Genomic DNA, 24415 nt, shown 5'->3' with positions numbered 1-24415 from the left:
GGGTCGCTCAGGTCGTCGCCGCGCGGCGGGCGGCACGGAGCAGGTCCTCGACGCCCATGCTCCTGATCTCCTCGGTCCGGTCGTCGTCGTGGTCCGGCGCCTGCCGTGGCGAGGGCACGCTCTCGGGTTCCGGCGCACGGGTCCGCGCGAGGCCGAGCAGGGTGTCGAGCAGTCCGGACTCGCGCAGCCGGGCGAGCGGGATCGTGGCGAGCGCCGACCGGACCGAGTCCTCGTCCGGGGGCGCGCCCTCGGGGAGGAGTTCGTCCAGCAGGAACGCGGCCAGTTCGGCGGGCGTCGGGTGGTCGAAGGTGAGCGTCGCGGACAGCCGGAGCCCGGACGCGGCGCCCAGCCGGTTGCGCAGTTCGATCGAGGCGAGCGAGTCGAGTCCGAGCGCCGTGAACGGGGCCCCGGGGTCGATGGCGGAGGGGTCGTCGTGCCGGACTGCCGCGACCTCGGCGCGCACCAGGTCGAGCAGGAGCGCCTCCCGCTCCTCGTGGCCGGCGAGCGAGGCGAGCCGCCGTTCGAGAGAGGGCCCCGCGGCGGCGGTACGGGTGGGTCCGGCGGGTGCGGGCGGCACCAGGCCGCGCAGCAGCGCGGGGATGCCGTCGTGGGCGGCGCGCAGTGCCGCCGCGTCGAGCCGGATCGGCACCGGCAGTGTCTCGCCTGCCGCCAGCGCGTCGTCGAACAGGGCGAGCCCTTCGGCGGGTGCCAGCGGCGGGACTCCGGAGGCGCGGACACGTTTCCGGTCGGCCTCGCCGAGTCGGCCGCCCATGCCGACGGTCTCGTCCCACAGTCCCCAGGCGAGGGACGTCGCGGGCAGGCCGAGCGAGCGGCGGTGTACGGCGAGGGCGTCCAGGAAGGTGTTCGCGGCGGCGTAGTTGCCCTGGCCGGCGCCCATCATCAGGCCGCTGACCGAGGAGAACAGCACGAACGCCGACAGGCCGGTGTCCAGGGTCAGTTCGTGCAGGTGCCAGGCGGCGTCGGCCTTGGCGCGCAGCACCCCGTCCATCCGGTCCGGGGTCAGTGAGTCGATCAGCCCGTCGTCGAGGATCCCCGCCAGGTGCACCACGCCGGTGAGGGGCCGGTCCGCCGGTATCGCGGCCAGGAGCGTGGCCAGCGCGTCACGGTCGGCCGTGTCGCAGGCGACCACTTCGGTCTCGGCGCCGAGGCCGGTCAGCTCGGCGGCGAGTTCCGCGGCGCCGGGCGCCGCCGGTCCACGCCGCCCGGCCAGCACCAGCCGACGTACACCGTGCGCCGTGACCAGGTGCCGCGCCACCAGGGCGCCGAGTCCGCCGGTCCCGCCGGTGACGAGGACGGTGCCGTCGGGGTCCCAGGTGACGGCGGCGTCCGGATCCCGGGTCACGGCGGCGTCCTGCTCACGGGTCACGGCGGCGTCCTGCTCACGGGTCGCGGCGGCGACCTGGTCACGGGTCACGGCTCCCGCTGTCCGAACCAGCCGGGGCACCAGAACCTCGGCGCCGCGCACCGCGAGTTCGGGCTCGTCGACGTCGACGGGGAGCGGCGGGGCGGTGGCGCCGGTGGCGTCCGGGTCGAGGTCCAGCAGGACGAACCGGCCGGGGTTCTCGGCCTGTGCCGCGCGGACCAGGCCCCACACCGGTGCCTGCCGCACGTCGATCGGTCCGTCACCGGCGTCCACGGCACGCGCCGTCACGACGGCCAGCCGGGACTCGGCGAAACGCTTGTCGGCCAGCCAGTCCCGCAGGACCTCCAGCACCGCGTCGGTCGTCGCGCGTACGCCGGGGAGGACTTCACCGGCAGGCGCCGGGCACGGGAACAGCACGAGTCCGGGCACGGGCGCCGCCGCTTCCGCCAGGGCGGCGAGATCGGCGTACCGGGGCGCGTCCTCGAACCAGGAGCCGCCGGGCGCGAACCGGCCGGTGCCCACGACGGCGAACCGCTCCGCGGTACCGGTGGGGCCGGACCACGGGGTCCAGGCGACGCGGAACAGCGGTCCGCGCCGGGTGCTCGCGAGCTGCTCGGCCGACAGCGGCCGGCCGGTCAGGGACTTTACGGTCGCCACCGGCCGGCCGGACTCGTCGGCGATCAGCAGTGACGTGGCGTCACCGTCCCTCGCCGGTCGGGAGTGCACGCGTACGGCGGAGGCGCCCGCGGCGTGCAGTGTCACGCCTTCCCAGGCGAAGGGGACGCTCGTCGCGCCGTCGTCGTCCAGGGACTCGGCGTGCAGAGCGGCGTCCAGCAGCGCGGGGTGCAGGCCGAAGCGCGCCGCGTCGTCGCGGGCGGTGTCCGGCAGGGCTATGTCGGCGAAGACCTCGTCCCCGCGACGCCACGCGGCCCGCAGCCCGCGGAAGGCCGGGCCGTAGCCGTAACCCCGATCGGCGAGCAGTTCGTAGGCGTCGGTCACGTCGACGGGGGTGGCCCCGGCGGGTGGCCATACGGCGAGGTCGAACGCGGGCTCCTCGGTGAGGGCTCCGAGCACGCCGGTGGCGTGCCGGGTCCAGGGCGCGTCCGGCTCGCTCTCGGGGCGCGAGTGGACGGCGATCGTCCGGGACCGGTCGTCGTCCGGACCGTCCACGACGGCCCGCAGGGCCACCGCACCCCGGTCGGGCAGGACGAGCGGCGCCTCCAGGGTGAGTTCCGTGAGTGTGCCGCAGCCGACGTGGGCACCCGCCGTGAGGGCCAGCTCCACGAATCCGGTGCCGGGCAGCAGTACCGAACCCAGCACGGCGTGTTCGGCCAGCCAGGGCTGGGCGTCCTTGGACAGGCGGCCGGTGAGGACGACCTGGTCCGAGCCCGGGGTGTCCAGGGCCGCGCGCAGGATCGGGTGGTCGACCGGTTCCAGCCCGGCGAGGCCGACGTCACCGTGTGCGTGGTCGCCCGCGTCGAGCCAGAAACGGCGCCGCTGGAACGCGTACGTCGGGAGGGTGATCGACGTGTCACGGGGCCGCCCGGCGAAGAAGGCGTCCCAGTCCACGTGCGCGCCGCGGGCGTAGGCCGTGCCCACGCCGGACACGAGTTCGTGCTCCTCGGGCCGGTCGCGGCGCAGCAAGGGCACGAACTCGATGTCGCCGTCGACGCACTCCCTGCCCAGCGCGGAGAGCACCGCGTCGGGGCCGACCTCGACGAACGTGGTTACACCGGCGGCCGTCAGGAACCGCACGCCGTCGGCGAACCTGACCGGCTCCCGGACGTGGCGCACCCAGTAGTCGGCCGAGCCCTGGTCGGCGGTCTCACCGGTCAGGTTCGACACGACCGGGATGTGCGGGCGGCCGTAGGTGAGTTTCTCGGCGACGCGGCGGAAGTCTTCCAGCATCGGTTCCATCAGCGGGGAGTGGAACGCGTGGGAGACCCGCAGCCGGGTCGTCCTGGTGCCGTCGGCGGCGAGCCGCGCGGCGGTGTCGAGGACCGCGTCCGTCTCGCCCGAGATCACCACCGAGGACGGGCCGTTGACCGCGGCGATCGCCACCCCGGCGGTCAGCAGGGGCACGATCTGCGCCTCGGGGGCCGCGACCGCGACCATGGCCCCGGTGCGTGGGAGCGCCTGCATGAGGCGTCCACGCGCCGCGACCAGCGTCGTGGCGTCGTTCAGGGACAGCACGCCGGCGGCGTGGGCCGCCGCGATCTCGCCGATCGAATGGCCGGCCAGGTGGTCGGGCCGCAGGCCCCAGGACTCCAGCAGCCGGAACAGCGCGACCTCGACTGCGAAGAGTCCTGCCTGGGTCCAGGCGGTCTCGTCGAGGAGTTCTGTCTCCTCCCACAGCACTTCGCGCAGGGGGCGTTCGAGATGTTCGTCCAGCAGAGCGCAGACCGCGTCGAACGCTTTCGCGAAGGCCGGGAACCTGCCGTACAACTCCCTTCCCATTCCAGGTCGTTGGGCGCCCTGTCCGGTGAAGAGGAACGCGAGCCCACCGTCGGTCGCCGGTCCCTGGATCATGCCGTGCGGGGTGTCCTGGTTCAGGAGTGCGTCCAACTCGCGCGCCAGGTCCTGGTGGCCGGACCCGACGAGCACCGCGCGGTGCTCCATCGCCGCGCGCGTGGTCGCCAGTGCGTGGCCGACGGCGGCCGGGTCCCGGTCACCGAGGTCGTCCGTGCGGGCCCGGAGCCGGGCGGCCTGCGCCCGCAGGGCTTCCGGCGTCCTGCCCGTGATCACCCAGGGGACCGCTCCCCCGGCGGACACGGATCCGGGGCCGGGCAGCGGCTGGGGGTCGGCCGCGTCCTCCTCGGCGAGCGGTGCGGGGGCCGCTTCGATGATGACGTGCGCGTTGGTCCCGCTGATCCCGAACGAGGAGATCCCCGCCCGACGCGGACGACCCACCTCGGGCCACTCCCGCGCCTCCGTCAGCAACTCCACACGACCAGCGGACCAGTCCACCTGCGACGACGGCGCATCCACATGCAACGTCCGCGGCAACACACCATGCTCCATGGCCTTGACCATCTTGATGATCCCCGCCACACCAGCCGCAGCCTGCGCATGCCCGATGTTCGACTTCACCGAACCCAGCCACAACGGATCCCCGACCGAACGACCCTGACCGTACGTCGCCAACAACGCCTGCGCCTCGATCGGATCACCCAACGTCGTACCCGTACCGTGCCCCTCCACCACATCAACCTGATCCGACGACACCTGCGCACTCGCCAACGCCCGCACAATCACCCGCTGCTGCGAAGGACCATTCGGCGCCGTCAAACCATTCGACGCACCATCCTGATTCACCGCACTACCACGCACCACCGCCAACACCGGATGACCAAGGGCCCGAGCATCCGACAACCGCTCCACCAACAGCATCCCCACACCCTCACCCCACCCCGTACCATCCGCCCCAGCCGCATACGACTTACACCGGCCATCACGCGACAACCCACGCTGAAGACTGAAGTCCACGAAGGTGTCGGGGGTGGCCATCACGGTCACTCCGCCGGCCAGTGCCAGGGAGCACTCGCCGCGCCGCAGCGACTGCATGGCCCAGTGCAGGGCCACCAGCGAGGAGGAGCAGGCGGTGTCCACACTCACCGCCGGGCCCTCCAGGCCGAGCGCGTAGGCGACGCGTCCGGTGGCGACGCTGCTCGCGCTGCCGTTGCCGAGGTAACCGGCGAGGTCCTCGGGGATCTTCGCCAGCCGGGTCGCCCAGTCGTGGTACATGATCCCGGCGAACACACCGGTGGCGGTGCCGCGGACCGACAGCGGGTCGATCCCGGCACGCTCCAGCGCCTCCCAGGACGTCTCCAGCAGCAACCGCTGCTGCGGATCCATCGCGAGGGCCTCGCGGGGGCTGATCCCGAAGAGGCCGGCGTCGAAGTCGGCGGCGTCGTGCAGGAAGCCGCCCTCGCGGATGTAGCTCTTGCCCGGCTTGCCCGGCTCGGGATCGTAGAGGTCCGCCACGTTCCAGCCGCGGTCCTCGGGGAAGGCCGTGACGCCGTCCCGGCCCTCGGCCACCAGCCGCCACAGGTCCTCGGGCGACTCCACCGCGCCGGGGTAACGGCAGGCCATCGCGACGATCGCGATCGGGTCGTCGTCGGAGACGGTGGTGGTGGCTGCGGCGGTGGGCCGGGCGGCGGCGGTCGCCCCCGTGCCGGACGCCTTGGCCAGCACGTGGGCGGCGAGAGCGGTGGGGTTCGGATAGTCGAAGACCAGGGTCGAGGGGAGCCGCAGCCCGGTGGCCGCGTTGAGCCCGTTGCGCAGTTCGATCGCGGCGAGCGAGTCGAAACCGATCTCGCTGAAGGCGCGGCGGGGTTCGATCGCGTCCGCGCCGTCGTGCCCCAGCACCTGGGCGACTCGGGTGCGGACCAGGTCCAGGACGACACGGTCGCGTTCGGCCTCGGGCAGTCCGGCGAGCCGGGCGGCGAGCGGCGCTCCCCCGGCGGCCGGGGCGGTCGCGGAGGTGGTCCGCCGGGCCGGGCCGCGGACCAGGCCGCGCAGGACCGACGGCACGCCGTCGGCGCGGTCGCGGAGCGCGGCGGCGTCCACCCTGACGGGGACGGACACGGCCGGGCCCTCGCTCAGGGCCAGGTCGAGGAGGGCGAGGTTCTCACCGGGTGTGAGGGGCACCAGGCCGGAGCGGTCGGCGCGGCGCAGGGCGGCCTGGTCCAGCCGGGCGCCCATGCCGTCTCCCGGCCACAGGCCCCAGGCAAGGGAGTTCGCGGGGAGGCCGGCGGCGCGGCGGAGCTCGGCCAGCGCGTCGAGGAAGACGTTCGCGGCGGCGTAGTTGCCCTGCCCCGGGCCGTCCATGAGGCCCGCGACGGAGGAGTACAGGACGAACGCCGACAGGTCCAGGTCCCGGGTCAGTTCGTGCAGGTGCCAGGCCGCGTCCGCCTTGGGGCGCAGTACGTCGTCGACCCGCTCGGGGGTGAGGGTCCCGACCAGGCCGTCGGCGACCACGCCCGCGGTGTGCACGACGCCGGTGAGCGGGTGGTCCTGCGGGACCGCGGCCAGCAGTGCCGCCAGCGCGTCCCGGTCGGCCACGTCGACGGCGGTCACGGTGACGGAGGCGCCGAGGCCGGTCAGCTCCGCCGCGAGGTCGGCGGCGCCGGGCGCGTCCGAGCCCCTGCGGCCGGCCAGCAACAGGTGCCTGACGCCGTGCTCGACGACCAGGTGCCGGGCGAGGTGGCCGCCGAGTCCGCCGGTCCCGCCGGTGATGAGCACCGTGCCCGTGGAGTCCCAGGGGGCGGCCGGGGCGGTGTCGCGTGCGGCGACGTCGGCGAGCCGGGGCACCAGGACCGTGTCGCCGCGCACCGCGAACTGGGGTTCCCCGGTGGCCAGTGCGCCGCGCAGCCCTCGCGCGGTGTCGGCGCCGAGGTCCGCGAGGACGAACCGGCCGGGATGCTCGGCCTGGGCCGAGCGCGCCATGCCCCACAGCGGTGCGCTGCCGAGGTCGGGGGTCTCCCTCTCGCGCGCGGCCACCGCGCCCTCGGTGACGAGCACGAGACGGGAGGAGGCGAGTTGCTCCTCGGCCAGCCAGCGCTTGAGCAGGTCGAGCAGACGGTGGGTCGCGGCCCGCGCGGCGTCGTGGGGTTCGCCGTCCGTGGGCGGGAACGGGGCCAGCACCGCTTCGGGTACGGCAGCGCCGGACGCGATGGCGGCGCTCAGGGCGTCCAGGTCGGCGTACTCCGTGGCGTCCGGTCCGAATTCACCGGTGCCGAGCGCGGCCCAGCCGCCTCGGGCGGGAGCGGCGGGCGTCGGCGTCGGTTCCCAGCGCAATTGGAGCAGCGAGGGTCGCTTCGCGGTGCCGGTGAGGTGTGCGACGGGTACGGGGCGTTCCACGAGGGAGGCCACCGTCGCGACGGGGGCGCCGGAGGTGTCGGTGATGTCGAGCGACACCGCTTCGGGGCCGGCCGGGGAGATCCGTACGCGCAGGGCCGTCGCGCCCGAGGCGTGCAGGGTCACGCCGTTCCAGGCGAACGGGAGCCAGGCCTCGTCGCCCGTCCGGGCGCGGTCGCCCACGAGGTCGGCGGGGCGCAGCGCGGAGTCCAGGAGGGCCGGGTGCAGTCCGTACCGCGCGGCCTGTGAATGTGCCTCCTCGGGCAGGGCGACCTCGGCGAACACCTCGTCGCCCCGGCGCCACGCGGCGCGCAGGTTCTGGAACATGGGGCCGAACTCGTAGGCGGAGCCCGGCTGGTTCAGCTGGGAGACGTCGACCGGTTCGGCGTCCGGTGGCGGCCACTGCGTCGTGCCGGGCGACGGCGGGGGCGTGTCCAGGGGGGTGGACGGAGCCAGCAGTGCGCTCGCGTGCCGTGTCCAGGTGCTGTCGTCGTCCGGCCGGGCGTGGACGTCGGTGGAGCGGCGGCCGGATTCGTCGGGCCGGCCGACGACGACCTGCACGGTGACGCCGCCCTCGGCCGGCAGCGCGAGGGGTACCTCCAGCGTCAGTTCCTCCACGGTGCCGCAGCCGACCTCGTCCCCGGCGCGGATCACCATGTCGACGAAGGCCGTTCCGGGCAGCAGTACGGTGCCGGCGATGACGTGGTCGGCGAGCCAGGGCTGGGTGCGCACCGACAGGCGTCCGGTCAGTACCGTCCCGCCGGTGTCCGCCAGGCCGATCGCCGTGTCCAGCAGCGGATGGCCGGTGGTGTCCCGCCCGGGTGCCGTAACGGCCTCCTCCAGCCAGTAGCGCCTTCGCTGGAACGGGTAGGTCGGCAGGTCCACGCGCCGGGCGCCGCGTTCAGCGAAGAAGTCCGCCCAGTTCGGGCCGGCGCCACGGGTGTGGGCGAGGGCGACGGCCGCGACCAGCTCGCGTTCCTCCTCGCGTCCGGCGCGCAGGACGGCCACGAAGGCCGCGTCCGTGCTCTCGTCGGCGAGGCAGTCGGGGCCCATCGCCGACAGCACGGCGTCGGGGCCGAGTTCGAGGAAGGTGGTGACTCCCTCGGCCTCCATCCAGCGGACGCCGTCGTGGAAGCGGACGGCCTCGCGGACGTGCCGCACCCAGTACTCGGCGTCGGGCACGACGGGGCGTCCCGTCACGTTCGACACGATCGGGATCCGCGGGGGCATGTGGTCCATCACCTGGGCGACGCGCCGGAACTCGGTGAGCATCGGCTCCATGAGCGGCGAGTGGAAGGCGTGCGAGACCCGCAGCCGCCGGGTCCTGCGTCCTTCGGCCGCGAAGTGGTCCGTGATCCGCGCGAGCGCGTCCTCGTCACCGGAGACCACCACGGACTCGGGCCCGTTGACGGCGGCGATCCCGGCGTTTCCGGTCAGGCGCGGCAGCACCTCTTCCTCGGACGCCTGGAGCGCGACCATCGCCCCGCCCGGCGGCAGTTCCTGCATGAGGCGTCCGCGTGCGGCGACCAACAGCGCGGCGTCCTCCAGGGAGAGCGCGCCCGCCACGTGGGCAGCGGTGAGTTCGCCGACCGAGTGACCGGCGACGTAGTCGGGTGCGATGCCCCACGACTCCAGCAGGCGGAACAGCGCCACCTCCAGGGCGAACAGGCCGGGTTGGGCGTAGTCGGTCTGCTGGAGGAGGGCGGATCTGGCCGGGTCGGTGGCGAACAGCACGTCGAGCAGCGGCACTTCGAGCTGGATGTCCAGGTGCGCGGCGGTCTCGTCGAGCGCCCGCGCGAACACCGGGAAGGCCTTGTACAACTGCCGTCCCATTCCCGGCCGTTGACTGCCCTGGCCGGTGAAGAGGAACGCGGTGCGGGGGTCGGGGACCGGGCCGGCGGACAGCGGGCCGCCGTCGGCGAGGGCGGCCAGGGCGCGTGCCGCCTCCTCGCGGTCGGCGGCGACGACCGCCGCGCGGTGGCCAAGGGCGGCCCGTGTCGTGGCCGCCGAGTACGCGACGTCGGCCAGCGAGGGGGGGTCGGGCGCGGCGAGGAGCGAGCTCAGCCGCCGCGCCTGGGCGCGCAGGGCGGGTTCACCGCGCGCCGACAGCACGAGGGGCGTCACCCGGTCCGCGACCGGCCCGGCCTCTACGGGGTGGGGTTCGGCGTCGGGTGCCTGCTCGATGATCACGTGGGCGTTGGTGCCGCTCGCGCCGAACGAGGACACGCCCGCGCGGCGTGGTCCGTCGGCGGGCTCCCAGGGCACCGGCGCGGTCAGCAGCCGTACGGTCTCGGCCGACCAGTCGACGTGCGGGGACGGCGCGTCCACGTGCAGGGTGGCAGGCAGCGTGCCGTGCCGCATCGCCATGATCATCTTGATCAGGCCGGCGGCTCCCGCCGCGGCACCGGTGTGCCCGATGTTCGACTTGACCGAGCCCAGCCACAGGGGGCGGTCGGCGGTGTGGTGGGTGCCGTAGGAGGCAATCAGGGCGCGTGCCTCGATCGGGTCGCCGAGGCGGGTGCCGGTGCCGTGCGCCTCGACGGCGTCGACCTGCGCGGCGGTGACGCCCGCGTCGGCCAACGCGCGCTGCACGACGCGCTGTTGGGCGAGTCCGTTCGGCGCGGTCAGGCCGTTGCTCGCGCCGTCCTGGTTGATCGCGCTGCCGCGTACCACGGCGAGAACGGGGTGTCCGGAGCGGCGTGCGTCCGAGAGCCGCGTCAGGACGAGGACTCCGGAGCCCTCGGCGAAGCCGGTGCCGTCCGCGGCGGCGGCGAACGCCTTGCAGCGGCCGTCCGCGGCCAGGCCGCGCTGCCGGCTGAACATGGTGAACGTGCCCGGGCTCGACATCACGGTCACCCCGCCGGCCAGCGCGAGCGCGCACTCGCCGCCGCGCAGCGACCGCACCGCCAGGTGCAGTGCGGTGAGCGAACCCGAGCAGGCGGTGTCGACGGTCAGCGTCGGCCCCTCCAGACCGAGGGTGTAGGCGACGCGGCCGGACACCACGCTCGGCAGGTTGCCGAGCATCAGGTGCCCGTCCAGCCCGTCGGGCGCCTGATGGGTCTTCGGGCCGTACTCGTGCGGCTCCACGCCGATGAACACGCCGGCCTCGGTGCCGCGCAGCCGGCCGGGGTCGATGCCCGCGCGTTCCAGCGCCTCCCAGCAGGTCTCCAGCAGCAGTCTCTGCTGCGGGTCCATCGCCAGGGCCTCCTTGGGGCTGATGCCGAAGAAGGCCGCGTCGAAGTCGCCCGCGCCGTCCAGGAATCCGCCCTGTCTGACGTAGCTGGTGCGGGGGACGTCCGGGTCGGGGTCGTAGAGGGCGTCCAGGTCCCAGCCGCGGTCGGCCGGGAAGTCGGAGATCACGTGGGTGCCGGACGCGACGAGCCGCCACAGGTCCTCGGGTGAGGCGACTCCGCCAGGGAAGCGGCACCCGATCCCGATGACCGCGATCGGCTCGTCGTCGTCGGCGGCCGGCCGCTCCGGGGCGAGCGGCTGGACGGCAGGGAGCCCCAGCGCTTCGGCGCGCACGTACTCGGCCAGTTCCGCCGGGCTCGGATGGTCGAATCCGATGGTCACCGGCAAGGAGAGGCCGGTCACCGCCGTCAGTCTGGAATGCAGTTCGACAAGGCCCAGGGAATCTATTCCTATGTCCCGGAAGGGCCTTTCGGCGTCGATGCTCTCCGACGCCCCGGGATCGGCCTTTCGCAGCACGGCGAGCGTTTCGGCACGCACCAGGTCGAGCAGCAGGCGGTTTTTCTCCGCCGCCGACCCGGCGGCCAGCCTGGCGGCGAATTCCGCGCCGTCCGTGCCACCGGGTTCACCGAATTCACTCATCCGCGCACTCCACGATCGTGACACCGTTCGCCGACGTCTCCCAGGGCCCCGCGATTCCGGGTCAGGCAGCCTTCCAGGCCGCGGCCATCTCCTCGGCGAACTCGGTGAAGGAGCGCGGCGGGCGGCCGAGCAGCTTGGTCACGGCCTCGATGTCCTCGGCCGCGGCGACGTAGCCGTTGTGGTCGTAGTGCTCGTACATCAGCCACAGGTCGCGGGCGAGGTGCTGCGGCATCATCTGGTTGAGGATCAGCGAGCAGGAGTCCAGGTCACCGCCGACGTAGGCGATCTCGACGCCGAGCACGCGCTTCCAGGTGTCGGTGACGAACTGTCCGGTGACGGGCTCGGGGCCGGTGACGGTGTAGGTGACGCCGTCGTGGCCGGGTGAGGTGAGGATGATCGCGGCGGCCTCGGCGACATCGCGGACGTCCACCCGGGACACGCCTATCTCGCCGAGCGGGATGCCGTACACGCCCATGAGCAGCATGTCCTTGGCGCCGACGTCGTTCTGCATCAGCTCGCTGCGGCGCAGGATCGTGTAGGGGACGCCGGAGGCCTTCAGCGACTTCTCGACGGCGACCTTCACCCCGCAGTGCGGCGGGGTGAACAGGTTCTCCAGATCCTGGGTGGAGACGTACACCAGGTGCCCGACCTCGGCACGCCTGGCGGCGTCCACCGCGAGCATGCCCTGGTAGGTCTCGGCCTCGCCGACGGGGAGGTTGAGGAACACCGCGTCCGCCGCGCCGAACTCCTCCAGCAGCAGGTTGTAGTCCAGCAGGTCGCCGACGACGCCGCGGACGCCGTCGGGCAGCGCGTCGGCCTTCTCGGCGCTGCGGGTCAGGACCGAGACCTCGACGCCGCGGGAGCACAGCTCGCTCACCAGCGCCGTGCCCACGACGCCCGTTCCGCCAGTGACGAATACCTTCATCTGTTTTCTCCGTGTCTTGTCCGCGGACCTGTTTCCTGTCCGCGTTTTCGGAATGGGAAATGTGGCGTCACAGCCGGCCACGGAAATGGGATGGTCGCGCCTCGCGACGCCCAACGGCGGGAATCGGGTGGGCCAATGCACCGTTCGCGCCGAACGCTACCCGCGGCCCCTACGGCCACCAACCCTTATGGGCCCCTAAGGGCTGTCCCGTAATCCCCGGCGGGCGCACGACGACAGCTACGGCACCTCGCCGCGTTGTCGGATCGCCCGAATACGCCCAGTATGAGGACGACCCTCCGCCTTGCGATGCACCGCATCTGACGCCGCGCGCTGATCCACCGGGGATTACGGGACAGCCCTTAGCCGTACGGGAGTTGGAATCCGGTGCGCCGTCGTCGCCGATTCCGCCGATTCCGCCGATTCGGATGCGGGACGAGCGGGTGCCGCCGGTCGTGCGCCGGCCGGCGACGGAGCTCGGCCTTCAGCGAGCCGCCTGGCCGGTGGTGAGGCGTTCAGCGGGCCGCGTGGCCGGTGGTGAGGCGCGCGGCGAGCACCGTCCGGTCGACCTTGCCGTTCTCGGTGACGGGCAGCTCCTCCAGGACGTGGAGTTCCTGCGGGACCATGTAGTCGGGCAGCGCCTCCGCGCAGTGGGCGCGCAGCTCCCTGCGGTCGGGTTCGGGGACGCCGCGCTCCATGACGGCGAAGGCGCACAGCAGCGGGTCGGCACCGGAGCCGGGCACCACCATCGCCACCGCGGCGGCGACGCCCGGGAACTCCATGAGCCGGCGCTGCACCTCCGCGAGTTCGACGCGGTTGCCGCGGATCTGGACCTGCGAGTCGGCGCGCGATCGGAAGTACATCTCGCCGTCGCTACCCCGGTGCGCCAGATCGCCGGTGCGGAAAACTATCTGGCCCGAGGCCGGGCTCAGCGGGTCGGGCACGAGCGCCGCCCGCGTGGCGTCGGGGTCGTTCCAGTAGCCGCTGAACAGCGAGGGGCCGCGCAGGTAGATCTCCCCGACGACGCCGGTCCCGGTGACCGGCCGGCCGCGCTCGTCGGCGAGCATCATCTCGGCTCCCGGATGCGCGAAGCCGATCGACAGCCGCTCCAGGTCGTCGGGGAGGGGGTTCGGCACGTCGGTGAACGAGCACGCCATCGACTCGGTGGCGCCGTAGCAGTTGACGATCCGCGTCGACGGCGACAGCGCCTGGAACCGGCGCAGTTCACCCATCGGGAACTCCTCGCCGCAGAAGAGCACTTGGCGCAGTGCGAGCGCTGCCAGCGCGTCGGGTTCGGTGCGCAGCACGGGCCGCCAGATGGACGGCACTCCGTGCACGTGGGTCGCGCCCGCGTCGCGGAGGAAGCCGAGGAAGCGCCGCGGCCAGCGGAGCCGGTCGCGCGGTACCGCGACCACGGTCGCCCCGGCGCCGAGCGCCATGCCGATGTCGAGCAGGGAGAAGTCGAACTGGAGCGGTGACGTGGTGGCGACGCGGTCGTCGGGCGTGACGAGGCCGAGTTCCAACACCGCGCGGAAGAAGGCGGTGTTGGCGCGGTGGCTCATGACCACGCCCTTGGGGCGGCCGGTCGTGCCGGAGGTGAAGATGATGTACGCCGGGTCCGTCGGGACGACCTCGCGCCGGTGCCGGGTCCTCGGCTGGGGGGCGCGCTCGACCGTCAGCCCGTCGGGGCCGAACCTGGCGGTGCCGACCTCGGGCGGGATGCCGTCGCGGCCCCCGCGGGTGGTCTGCAGGTACAGGGCGGGGCGCGCGCTGTCGATGATCGACAGCAGCCGCTTGGTCGGGGTCTCGGGGCTCACCGGGACGAACGGCAGTCCGAGCAGGCAGCAGGCCGCGTACAGCCCGATCGCCGACGCCGAGGTGTCCGACTCCAGAACCACCCGGTCGCCGACGTCGAGTCCGAGGTCGGCGAGCGCGTCGGCACAGGTCTCGGCCCGCTCGCGCAACTGCGCGTAGGTGGTCGTCGCCAGGCCGTCCCCGCTGTCCGCGAGTTCGACCACCGCGGGTTTGTCGGGCGTGGACTCCGATGCTCTCATCAGGTACCGATAAAGGTTGTCGACCGTGTTCTGGACACGGGCCGGTCGTTTCGTGTTCACGCTCATACGGTTCACCTCTACTAGCGAGCAAGCGCGTGAATCGGCAATATAGAGGCCTCCCTACCATGGCGCGTTCGGGGCGGACAAGGCGCGCCGTTCAGCGGGCCCTCGCTTAGGGGGTATTAGGGGTACTGCCGGTACGGGGGTGATGTGCAGACTTGGGAAGCCACACTACCGGCGGCAGATCCTACTCCCGAGGAGAGAAAGATATATGGATACCGGCCTCCGTACGGAAGCCGCGATCGTCTTTCCCGCAATCAGTCCGGCGAGTTTCTCGAACGTCGGGAAATTCATGCTCATGAATCCGGCGGCCCGTCGACTTTCTGCGGCGGCGGACCAGGTGCTCGGATACTCTCTTCTCGATCGTTTCCGCGCCGCTGAGGGTGATTACGAGGAATCCGCACGGATCGCGTTCCTGGTGAACTGCCTGGCCATGGCCGAGTGGGCGGCCGAGACACTCGGGCCCGAGCCGGTGGCCTACGCGGGGCCGAGCTTCGGCGGGACGCCCGCGGCGGTGCACTCCGGCGCGCTGGACTTCTCCGAGGCGGTGCGGCTGACCGCCGCCACGGGCCGGCGCATCGAGGAGTACTTCACCCGCGAGCACCGTGACGTGGTCACCCAGTCGTTCGCCCGCACCCCCGAGGACAAACTGGCCGAGGTGCTGCGGGAGTTGGACGACCGGGGCGACTGGTACGACATCTCCTGCCACGTCGACCACGACTTCTACATGCTCTCGCTGCGCGAACACCGGCTCGAATGGCTGAACGCGCGGCTGCGGGCACTGGGCGGGCTGCCCCTGTCCACGATGCGCCCGCCCATGCACTCCAGCGCGTTCCGGTCGCTGCGGGAGACGCTGGAGCGCGAGGTGTACGCGGATGTCGCCTTCGGCGACCCGGCGCTCCCGGTCGTCTCCGACCACGACGGTTCGCTGCTGAGGACGGGCGAGGAGCTGCGCACGCTGCTGCTGGACGCGGCGGTACGGCCGGTGCGGTGGCCGACGGTGATGGAGACCCTGCGGGGCCTCGGCGTCGGCACGCTCCATGTGTGCGGTCCCGACAATCTGTGGGGACGGGTGCGGGGCGTGACGGACCATTTCGAGGTCGTCGCGCTCAGTCCGCAGATGGCCATGCGGCCACGCCGCCGGGATGTCGCCGTATGACCACCGCGAAAATGATCAGTAAATGCCCGCGAATCCCGTCGGCGTCACTGCTGAACCTTTCAGACGGCGGTTTCTCTCATCCGGGAGAGCGTCGTCCAGAGTGTGCCGGGTGTGGCGAAGTTGGCCATGTCGAGCGCTTCGTCGACGAACCGTACCTGAAAGGTGTTCTCCAGCGACGCCAGCAATTCGACCGCACCCATGGAATCCAGGCCGAAGTCACGCAGACTGCTGTCCCGGGCCAGCGAGTCGTCGGCCGGGAGAAAAGGCAGCCGCTGCCGCAGAAGTTCCTCGAATCGAGAATCCCACATGCTCACTCCTGAATGGTGTCGGGGCCGAGGAAATGACGTGTGCCGTGGACCACGCTAAGCAGCCGCCCGCGCGGCGGACAACCCTTATCGACCCCTTTCCACGGATGACGGAATGAATGACATACCCGAACACGCGCTGCACGGGCGCTTCCTGCGCGGCCTGGCCGCCTCACCCGGACGTCCCGCCTTCCGCACCGACGCCGGGACCATGACCTACGAGGCTCTGCACGAGCGGGCGCTCGGGTGGGCGGGATCGCTGCTGGCCGCGCCCGCGGGCCCGCCCCGAGCCGTCGGCGTGCTGGCGGAGAAGGGCCCCGCGTCCTACGCCGGACTGCTCGCGACGCTGTACGCCGGCGCGGCGGCAGTACCGCTCGCCCCGGACTTTCCCGCCGTCCGCACCCGGCGGATGCTGGAGGCGGCCGGAGTGTCCGCGGTGATCGCCGACCGGGCGGGGCTGGCCGCACTGGAGGGGGCCGAACTGGACCTCCCGGTGCTGGCGTCCGAACCGGGGAGCGCCGACCGGTTCCCGGTGATACCGGCCGGCCCGCGCGACGCCCTGGACACGCCGCGCCCGGTCGCGCCGGACGACCCCGCCTACATGCTCTTCACCTCGGGCTCGACCGGCCGCCCCAAGGGCGTGCCGATCACGCACGCGAGCACGCACCACTACTTCTCGCTGCTGGACGCCCGCTACGACTTCGGCCCCGAGGACGTCTTCTCGCAGACCTTCGGGCTGAACTTCGACTGCGCGGTGTTCGACCTGTTCTGCGCCTGGGGCGCCGGGGCGAGTGTGCACACCGTGCCCGTCCGCGCCTACACCGACCTGCCCGCGTTCGCCGCCGAACGCGGGCTGAGCGTGTGGTTCTCCACGCCGAGCGCGATCGCCCTCGTCCGGCGGATGGGAGGCCTGGCGCCCGGCGCGCTGCCGTCACTGCGCTGGAGCCTGTTCGCCGGTGAGGCGCTGCGGTGCGCGGATGCCGCCGACTGGCAGCGCGCCGCGCCCCGTTCGGCGGTGGAGAACCTGTACGGCCCGACCGAGCTCACCGTCACCGTCACCGGCCACCGCTGGTCGCCGCGGCTCTCCCCCGCCCTCGGGGTGAACGGCAACGCGCCGATCGGCGCCGTGCACGAGGGCCACGACCATCTGCTGCTCGGTCCTGACGGGAGCCCGGCCGCAACGGAGGGCGAACTGTGCATCACCGGCCCGCAGATGACGTCCGGCTATCTCGACCCCGCCGACGACGAGGGCCGCTTCCTCCGGTACGGCGGGCGGACCTGGTACCGCACCGGCGACCGGGTCCGGCGGCTGGACGACGGTGAACTGGTCTACCTGGGCAGGCTGGACGCCCAGGTGCAGATCCAGGGATGGCGGGTCGAACTCGCCGAGGTCGACGACGCCGTACGCGCGTGCGCCGGAGTCGAGGACGCGGTGACCGTGACCCGCCCGGCGGCCGGCGGGGGGCTTGAACTGGTGGTGTTCTACACCGGAGTTCCCGGCTCCCCCTCGGTGCTCGCCCGGCAACTGCGGCGGGAGCTGCCCGAGGGGATGCTGCCGCGGGCGTTCCGGCACGTCGAGTCCTTCCCGCTGAACACCAACCGGAAGATCGACCGATCCCGCCTCGCGGCGGCGGCCGGTTCGACCGGCGCGCCCTGAGCGAACCACGCCGGCCCGCCGAGAACGGCCCGGCTCCGACCGATCATGTCTCCCGACGGAGGATCAATGTCCATCACCGAATCACCCAAGCTGGCCGGGCGGCGAGAGTGGGTGGGACTCGCCGTCCTGGTCCTCGCGAATCTGCTCATCTCGATGGACATCTCAGTCCTCTACCTCGCCGTCCCGTTCATCACGGCGTCGTTGGAACCGAGCAGCGCCCAGCAGTTGTGGATCCTCGACATCTACGGATTCCTGCTCGCCGGCCTGCTGATCCCGATGGGCGTGCTCGGGGACCGGTTCGGGCGCCGACGGCTCCTGATGATCGGTGCCGCGCTGTTCGGCGCCGCTTCGGTCGCCGCCGCCTACGCCGGCAGCGCGGGGGCGCTCATCGGCACCCGTGCGCTGCTCGGTGTGGCGGGCGCGATCCTCGCGCCGTCCACGCTGGCGCTCATCCGCAACATGTTCCAGGACATCGCCCAGCGACGCACCGCGATCGCGATCTGGACGGCCGGGTTCGCCGGCGGCGCCGCACTGGGACCGCTGGTGTCCGGAGTGCTGCTCGACCACTTCTGGTGGGGTTCGGTGTTCCTGATCAACGTCCCGGCGATGGTGCTGCTGCTGGCGCTCGCCCCGCGGCTGATCCCCGAGTACCGCGATCCGAGGCCCGGCGGGTTCGACCTGCTCGGCGCGGTGCTGTCGCTGGGCGCCGTGCTGCCGGTGATCTACGGGATCAAGTCGATGGCGCAGGACGGTGTGAGCCTGGTCGCGGTGCTGGCACTGATCGCGGGACCGCTGATCGGCGCCGCCTTCGTCCAACGGCAGCGCACCGCACGCCATCCGCTGATCGACCTGAGCCTGTTCCGGCTGCGCAGCTTCTCGGCGCCGATGGCGGTGAACGTCGTGGCGTTCTTCGCGCTCGTCGGGTTCGCGCTCTTCTCGACCCAGTGGCTGCAACTCGTGCGCGGCATGGGCCCGTTGGAGGCCGCACTGTGGTCGTTGCCCGCGCCGGTGGCGGTGGCCTTCGCCACCACGGTCGCGACCGGGGTCGCCCGCACGGTGCGTCCGGCGTACATCGTGTGCGTGGGACTGCTGATCACGGCGGTCGGGTTCCTCGTACTGACCCAGGTCGGTGTGCACTCCAACCTCGCGGTACTGGTGGGCGGCGTCGTCTGCGTGGCCGCCGGGCTCGGCGTCGCGCTGACACTGACCGCCGACATGATCCTCAGCGCGGCTCCGCCGGAGCGTGCGGGCGCCGCGTCGGCACTCTCGGAGACCGCCAACCAGCTCGGCGCCGCGCTCGGTGTCGCGATCCTCGGGAGCATCGGGGCGGCGATCTACCGGACCGACATGGAGGACACGGTCCCGTCCGGGATGTCACCGGAGGCGCTGCACGCCTCGCGCGAGACGCTGGGCGGAGCTTCCGAGGTGGCTCAGCAACTGCCGGAGCCCTCGGGGTCCGGGCTGCTGGAGGGCGCCCGGGAGGCGTTCGTCCACGGGCTGAACGTCAACGCCGTGATCGGCGCGGTCGTGATGGTCGTCGCCGCCGTGGTGGCCACGCTGCTGCTGAGGCAGCAGGCCGTGGCCCCGGTCACCGCCGCCGACGTCTCCGGGACGCCGCTCGCCGAGAGCGTCCCCGGGTCCGCCGGCGGCTGACCCGGGCCTGCTCAGGCGGGCGTCTCCAGCTCGCCGTCCAGGATGGCGAACATCTCCTGCGCCGACACCGCTGCCAGGTTCAGCCCGGCGGCGGTGTCGGCGTCCGGCTGTGCGGACGCGACCCACGCCGCGGTGATGGCGCGCAGCCGGGCGGTGACGCGCGCGTGCTCCGCCTCGTCGGGTGCGGCCGCTTCCAGCGCCAGTTCCAGGTTCCGCAGCTCGTCGTCCAGCGCGGGCCCCGTCTCGCCGTCCGGCGCCAGTTCCGCCAGCAGCAGTGCGGCGACGGCGCGGGACGTCGGATGGTCGAAGACGAGCGAGCTGGGCAGCCTGAGGCCGGTGACGGCGTTGAGGGCGTTGCGCAGCTGGACCGCGGTGAGCGAGCCGAAACCGAGCTCGCTGAACGCCCGGTCCGGCTCGACGGAACCGCCCTCGTCATGGCCGAGTACCGCCGCGACCTGCCCCTGGACGAGCTCCAGCAGGAACCGGTCCCGGTCGGGGCCGCTCAGACCCGCCAGGCGTACGGCGGGCAGGGCGGTCCCTCCGTCGCGGGCGGCCTGCCGGGCCGGGACCCTGACCAGTCCGTGCAGCATGGCCGGGAGCGCGGCGGATCCGGCGTGCGAGCGCAGCACGCCGATGTCGAACCGGACAGGCACCAGGACGGCCGCGCCGTGCGCCAGCGCCCGGTCGAACAGCGCGAGGCCGTCCTGCGTCGACAGCGCCGGTATCCCGGAGCGCTCGTGCCCGCGGATGCCGTCGCCGAGCCGCCTGGCCATCCCCGCCTCGGCCCACGGCCCCCAGGCCAGCGAGACCGCGGGCAGCCGCAGGCCGCGCCGGTGCTCGGCGAGCCCGTCCAGATAGGCGTTCGCCATGGCGTAGTTGCCCTGCCCCGGGGCGCCCAGCGTGCCGGACACGGAGGAGAACAGGACGAACGCCGCGAGGTCCTGCCCGCGGGTGAGTTCGTGGAGGTTCCAGGCCGCGTCCACCTTGGGGCGCAGCACGGCGGCCACCCGTTCGGGCGTCAGGGCGGAGATCACCCCGTCGTCCAGGACACCCGCGGTGTGGACGACGGCGGTGAGCGTACGTCCGTCCAGCAGGGCGGCGGTGGCACGCCGGTCGGCGAGGTCGCACGCGGCGATCTCGACCCTGGCGCCCAGTGCGGTGAGTTCGTCGCGCAGTGCGGCCGCTCCGGGGGCGTCGATACCGCGTCTGCTCGCCAGCAGCAGTCGCCGTACACCGTGCCCGGTGACCAGGTGCCGGGCGACGAGGGAGCCGAGGCCGCCCGTTCCGCCGGTGATCAGCACGGTGCCGTCGGGATTCCAGGGCGCGGGACTCGCGGGTGCCGGTCCCCCGTCGGCCAGCCGCGGGATCCACGGTTCGCCGGCGCGCAGCGCGATCTGGGGTTCGGTCAGGGAGGCCGCCGCGGGCAGTGCCCGTGCCGACTCGGGGGTCCCGTCGGTGTCGAGCAGGACGAACCGGCCGGGGTGTTCGGCCTGGGCGACCCTGACCAGGCCCCAGAGCGCGCTGCCGGTGAGGTCCGTGGTGTGTTCGTGGCCGGCCACGGCGACCGCGCCCTCGGTCACCACGGCGAGCCTGGACGCGGCGAACCGGTCGTCGGCCAGCCAGGTCTGCACCAGCTCCAGCATGGCGTGGGAGGCGCCGTGCACGTCCGCTGGCGTGCCGCCAGGGCCGTGCGCGGGCGGCGCGACGAGGACCAGTTCGGGTACGTCAGCCTCGGCGAGGGCGGCAAGGTTCGCGAACGCGGGAAGCCCGTCGCCCGCTCCCGGCAGGTCCGTGCCGACCACGGCACAGGTGAGGCGCGGCGCTTCGAGGGGCGTGCGTGTCCAGGCGACCTGGAACAGCGGGTCGTGCCGCTCGCTCCCCGCGGAGCGCAGCCGCTCGGCGGTGACGCCGGTCGTCGTCAGGGCGGCGGCGGACAGCACCGGTGCCCCGGTCTCGTCGGCCGCTTCCAGGGCGCGTGCTCCGCCGTCCGCCGGTGAGATCCGTACCCGCAGGGCCTTGGCGCCCGACGCGTACAGGCTCACCCGGCTCCAGCCGGTCGTCAGCCGTGCTTCGACTCCGCCGCCCCCGTGGGTCGCGCCCTCGATGAGGTCGAGGTGGGTCGCCGCGTCCAGCAGCGCCGGGTGGATGCCGAACCCGGTCGCGCCGGCGCCGCTCTCGGGGAGGGCGACCTCGGCGAACAGGTCGTCGCCGCGCCGCCAGGCGCCGCGCAGTGCCCGGAACACCGGTCCGTAGCCGTGCCCTTGGACGAGCAGCCGTTCGTAGGCGTCGTCGACGTCGATGGCGGTGGCACCTCGCGGCGGCCACTCGGCCAGGTCGAAGGAGGGGAGTTCGCGGTCCGGGGAGAGCAGGCCGGAGGCGTGGTGCGTCCACGGCAGGTCCGTGGCGGCGTCCGCGGACCGGGAGTAGACCTTCACCTGCCTCGTGATCTCCCGCCCGGTGCCTGACTCCGCGGGGCCCACGACCACTTGGAGCGCGAGGGCGCCGCGGGCGGGGAGCACCAGCGGTTCGTGGAGGGTGAGTTCGTCGATCGTCGCGCAGTCGACCTCGTCGGCGGCGCGCACGAGCAGGTCGACGAACGCCGCGCCCGGCAGCGGCGTGCTGCCGAGCAGGTCGTGGTCGGCCAGCCAGGGCTGTGTGCCGAGCGCCAGCCGTCCGGTGAGGACGACGCCGCCCGAGCCGGGCGTGGCGACCACGGCGCCGAGCAGCGGATGCCCGGCGGGCCGAAGCCCCGCGCCGCCGACGGCGTCGGCGGCGCCCGCGGGGGTGCCTGTCGCGTCGGGCCAGTACCGCCTGCGCTGGAACGCGTAGGTCGGCAGGTCGACCCGCTGGGCGCCGCGTCCGGCGAACACCGCGTTCCAGTCGACGGGGGCGCCGGCGACGTGCAGGCGAGCGATGGCGGTGAGCAGCGCGGCGGGTTCGGGGTGCTCGCGCCGCAGCACCGGCACGGCGAGGGCCGTCGTGTCCCGCGCGCGGTCCATGATGTCCTCGGTCAACGCCGTCAGTACGCCGTCGGGGCCCAGTTCCACGAACCGGATGACGCCCTCGGAGCGGAGGTGCGCGACGCCGTCGGCGAAGCGGACGGCGTCGCGGACGTGGCGTACCCAGTAGTCGGGTGAGGCCAGTTCGGTGGCCGCGGTGCCGGTCACGTTGGAGACGACGGGGATGGCGGCCTCGGCGTAGGTGAGTCCTTCGGCGACGCGGCGGAACTCCTCCAGCATCGGCTCCATGAGCGGCGAGTGGAAGGCGTGCGACACCTTCAGGCGGGTCGTCCTGCGGCCCAGGGCGGCGAAGTGTGCGGTGATCCGGTCGACTTCGGCTTCGGCACCGGAGACGACGAGGGAGCCGGGTCCGTTGACCGCCGCGACCGCGGCGGCGCCGAGTACGGGTGTGACCTCGTCCTCGGTGGCCTGTACGGCGGCCATCGTCCCGCCCGGGGGAAGCGCCTGCATCAGCCGTCCGCGCGCGGCGACGAGGGTGGCGGCGTCCGCCAGCGACCAGACGCCGGCGACGTGGGCGGCGACCAGTTCACCGATGGAGTGGCCGGCGACGAAGTCGGGCGTCACTCCCCAGGATTCGAGGAGACGGAACAGCGCCACCTCGACGGCGAACAGTCCGGCCTGGGTGTGGACGGTCTGGTCCAGGGGTCCGTCCGGGGACCAGATCACGTCCTTGAGCGGCTGGTCCAGGTGCCGGTCGAGTTCGGCGCACACCGCGTCGAGGGTTTCGGCGAACACCGGGAATCCCTCGTACAGTTCGCGGCCCATGCCGGATCGTTGCGCGCCCTGGCCCGAGAACAGGAAGGCCGTCAGACCGCCGGTGGCGGAGCCGGCGAGTACGGCGGGGTTCGGTTCGCCGTCGGCGACCGCGGCCAGCCCGCGCAGGCCCTCCTCCGTGTCGCCCGCCAGCACGACGGCGCGGTGGTGCAGGGCAGCACGGCCGGTCGCCAGCGAGTATCCGACGTCGAGCGCGCCCGCCGGTGCGCCGCTCGCCACGTGCGCCAGGGCCCGCCCGGCCTGGGCGCGCAGCGCGGCGGCGTCCCGCCCGGACACCGGCCAGGGGACCGGGGCCCCGGCGGGCCAGGACGCGGGGTCGCGCAGCTCAGGAGTCTCCTCCTCGGTCTCGTCCGGCGCCTGCTCGATGATCATGTGGGCGTTGGTCCCGCTGACACCGAAGGAGGAGACACCCGCCCGGCGCGGCCGGCCGCTGTCGGGCCACGGGATGGTCTCGGTCAGCAGGCGTACGCCGCCCTCGGACCACTCCACGTGCGACGAGGGCTCGGTCACGTGCAGCGTCTTGGGCAGCAGCCCGTTCCGCAGTGCCATCACCGTCTTGATGACACCGCCGACGCCCGCGGCGGCCTGCGCGTGCCCGATGTTCGACTTGATCGAGCCCAGCCACAGCGGACGGTCCTCCGGCCGGTCCTGCCCGTACGTCGCCAGCAGTGCCTGCGCCTCGATCGGGTCGCCCAGCGTGGTGCCGGTGCCGTGGCCCTCGACGGCGTCGACGTCGGCGGCCGTCAGCCGCGACTCGGCCAGCGCCTGGCGGATCAGCCGTTGCTGCGAGGGGCCGTTGGGCGCGGTCAGGCCGTTGGAGGCGCCGTCCTGGTTGATCGCGGAACCCCGTACGACCGCCAGCACCGGGTGACCGTTGCGGCGGGCGTCCGACAGCCGTTCCAGGAGCAGGATTCCGGCGCCCTCCGCCCAGCCGGTGCCGTCGGCGGCGTCGGAGAACGCCTTGCAGCGTCCGTCCGGCGCCAGGCCGCGCTGCCTGCTGAACGCGATGAACGGCGCGGGCAGCGACATGATCAGGACACCGCCGGCGAGCGCGAGGTCGCACTCGCGGCGGCGCAGCGCCTGGGCGCCGAGATGCAGGGCGACCAGCGAGGACGAGCACGCGGTGTCGACGGTCAGCGCGGGACCCTCGAGACCGAGCGTGTAGGAGATCCGGCCGGAGATCACCGAGGCGGCGTTGGCGGTGCTCAGGTACGCCTCCTCCGCCTCGGGCATGGTGTCCAGTACGTAGGCGTAGTCCTGGCCGCCGGATCCGACGAAGACGCCGACCTGCTTCTCGCGCAGGCTCGACGGGTCGATCCCGGCGCGTTCGCACGCCTCCCAGGAGAGTTCCAGCGCGATCCGCTGTTGGGGGTCCATGGTGAGGGCTTCGCGTGGGGAGATCCCGAAGAAGGCGGCGTCGAACTCGCCCGCGTCGTGGACGAAGCCGCCCTCGCGGACGTAGCTGGTGTTGGGCCGGTCGGGGTCGCTGTCGAACAGCTGGTCGGTGTCCCAGCCGCGGTCGGCGGGGAACGCTCCTATCGCGTCGGTCTCCTTCTCCACCAGCCGCCACAGGTCCTCCGGGGAGCGGACGCCGCCCGGGTAGCGGCAGCTCATCGCGACGACGGCGATGGGCTCCCGCTCCTGGGTCTGGACCTCCTGCAACCGCTGACGGGTCTGGTGGAGTTCCGCGGTCACCCGCTTGAGGTAGCCGAGGAGCTTCTCGTCGTTCGCCATTGC

At 73.1% G+C, this 24415-nt stretch carries 7 protein-coding genes and 1 pseudogene; 3 read left to right on the top strand and 5 right to left on the bottom strand.

Annotated elements, in window-relative coordinates; genetic code table 11:
* Nucleotides 1-7: 7 nt before the first annotated feature.
* From ACIP79_RS11885 to ACIP79_RS11875, 3 genes and pseudogenes are all read right to left on the bottom strand, one after another.
* A pseudogene (locus tag ACIP79_RS11885) lies at nt 8-11056 on the bottom strand (type I polyketide synthase); the annotation flags it as partial.
* A gap of 79 nt (nt 11057-11135) precedes the next feature.
* The gene (locus ACIP79_RS11880) at nt 11136-11999 is read right to left on the bottom strand and encodes an SDR family oxidoreductase (RefSeq protein WP_387188234.1); all 864 of its coding nucleotides are present in this window, start codon (nt 11997-11999) and stop codon (nt 11136-11138) included.
* A gap of 512 nt (nt 12000-12511) precedes the next feature.
* A complete protein-coding gene (locus ACIP79_RS11875; protein WP_401222254.1) occupies nt 12512-14116 on the bottom strand; it encodes an AMP-binding protein in 1605 nt (534 codons plus the stop codon).
* 205 nt (nt 14117-14321) lie between these two features.
* Here ACIP79_RS11875 and ACIP79_RS11870 point away from each other — a divergent pair, with 205 nt between their 5' ends.
* Nucleotides 14322-15269 (top strand): ACP S-malonyltransferase, encoded by a 948-nt coding sequence (locus tag ACIP79_RS11870; RefSeq protein ID WP_401222252.1) that lies wholly within the window; start codon nt 14322-14324, stop codon nt 15267-15269.
* 59 nt (nt 15270-15328) lie between these two features.
* Here the strand turns inward: ACIP79_RS11870 and ACIP79_RS11865 are convergent, their stop codons facing one another.
* Nucleotides 15329-15577, bottom strand: a complete 249-nt coding sequence (locus tag ACIP79_RS11865) for an acyl carrier protein (protein WP_383687110.1) — start codon at nt 15575-15577, stop codon at nt 15329-15331.
* A 112-nt stretch (nt 15578-15689) separates the two neighbouring features.
* On the opposite strand from ACIP79_RS11865, the gene ACIP79_RS11860 reads away from it, so the two are divergent.
* Entirely contained in the window at nt 15690-17231 is a 1542-nt protein-coding gene (locus ACIP79_RS11860; RefSeq protein ID WP_401222251.1) for an AMP-binding protein, read from the top strand.
* Between the two features lie 66 nt (nt 17232-17297).
* Nucleotides 17298-18884, top strand: a complete 1587-nt coding sequence (locus ACIP79_RS11855) for an MFS transporter (RefSeq protein WP_401222250.1) — start codon at nt 17298-17300, stop codon at nt 18882-18884.
* An 11-nt stretch (nt 18885-18895) separates the two neighbouring features.
* Here the strand turns inward: ACIP79_RS11855 and ACIP79_RS11850 are convergent, their stop codons facing one another.
* Complete coding sequence (locus tag ACIP79_RS11850; RefSeq protein ID WP_401222248.1) at nt 18896-24412, bottom strand: SDR family NAD(P)-dependent oxidoreductase; 5517 nt, start codon at nt 24410-24412, stop codon at nt 18896-18898.
* Nucleotides 24413-24415 lie beyond the last annotated feature (3 nt).

The organism is Streptomyces sp. NPDC088747, from assembly GCF_044751025.1.
Classification (GTDB): Bacteria; Actinomycetota; Actinomycetes; order Streptomycetales; family Streptomycetaceae; genus Streptomyces.
The sequence above is the reverse complement of the archived record's forward strand: the minus strand, read 5'-3'. Positions and strand labels throughout refer to the sequence as shown.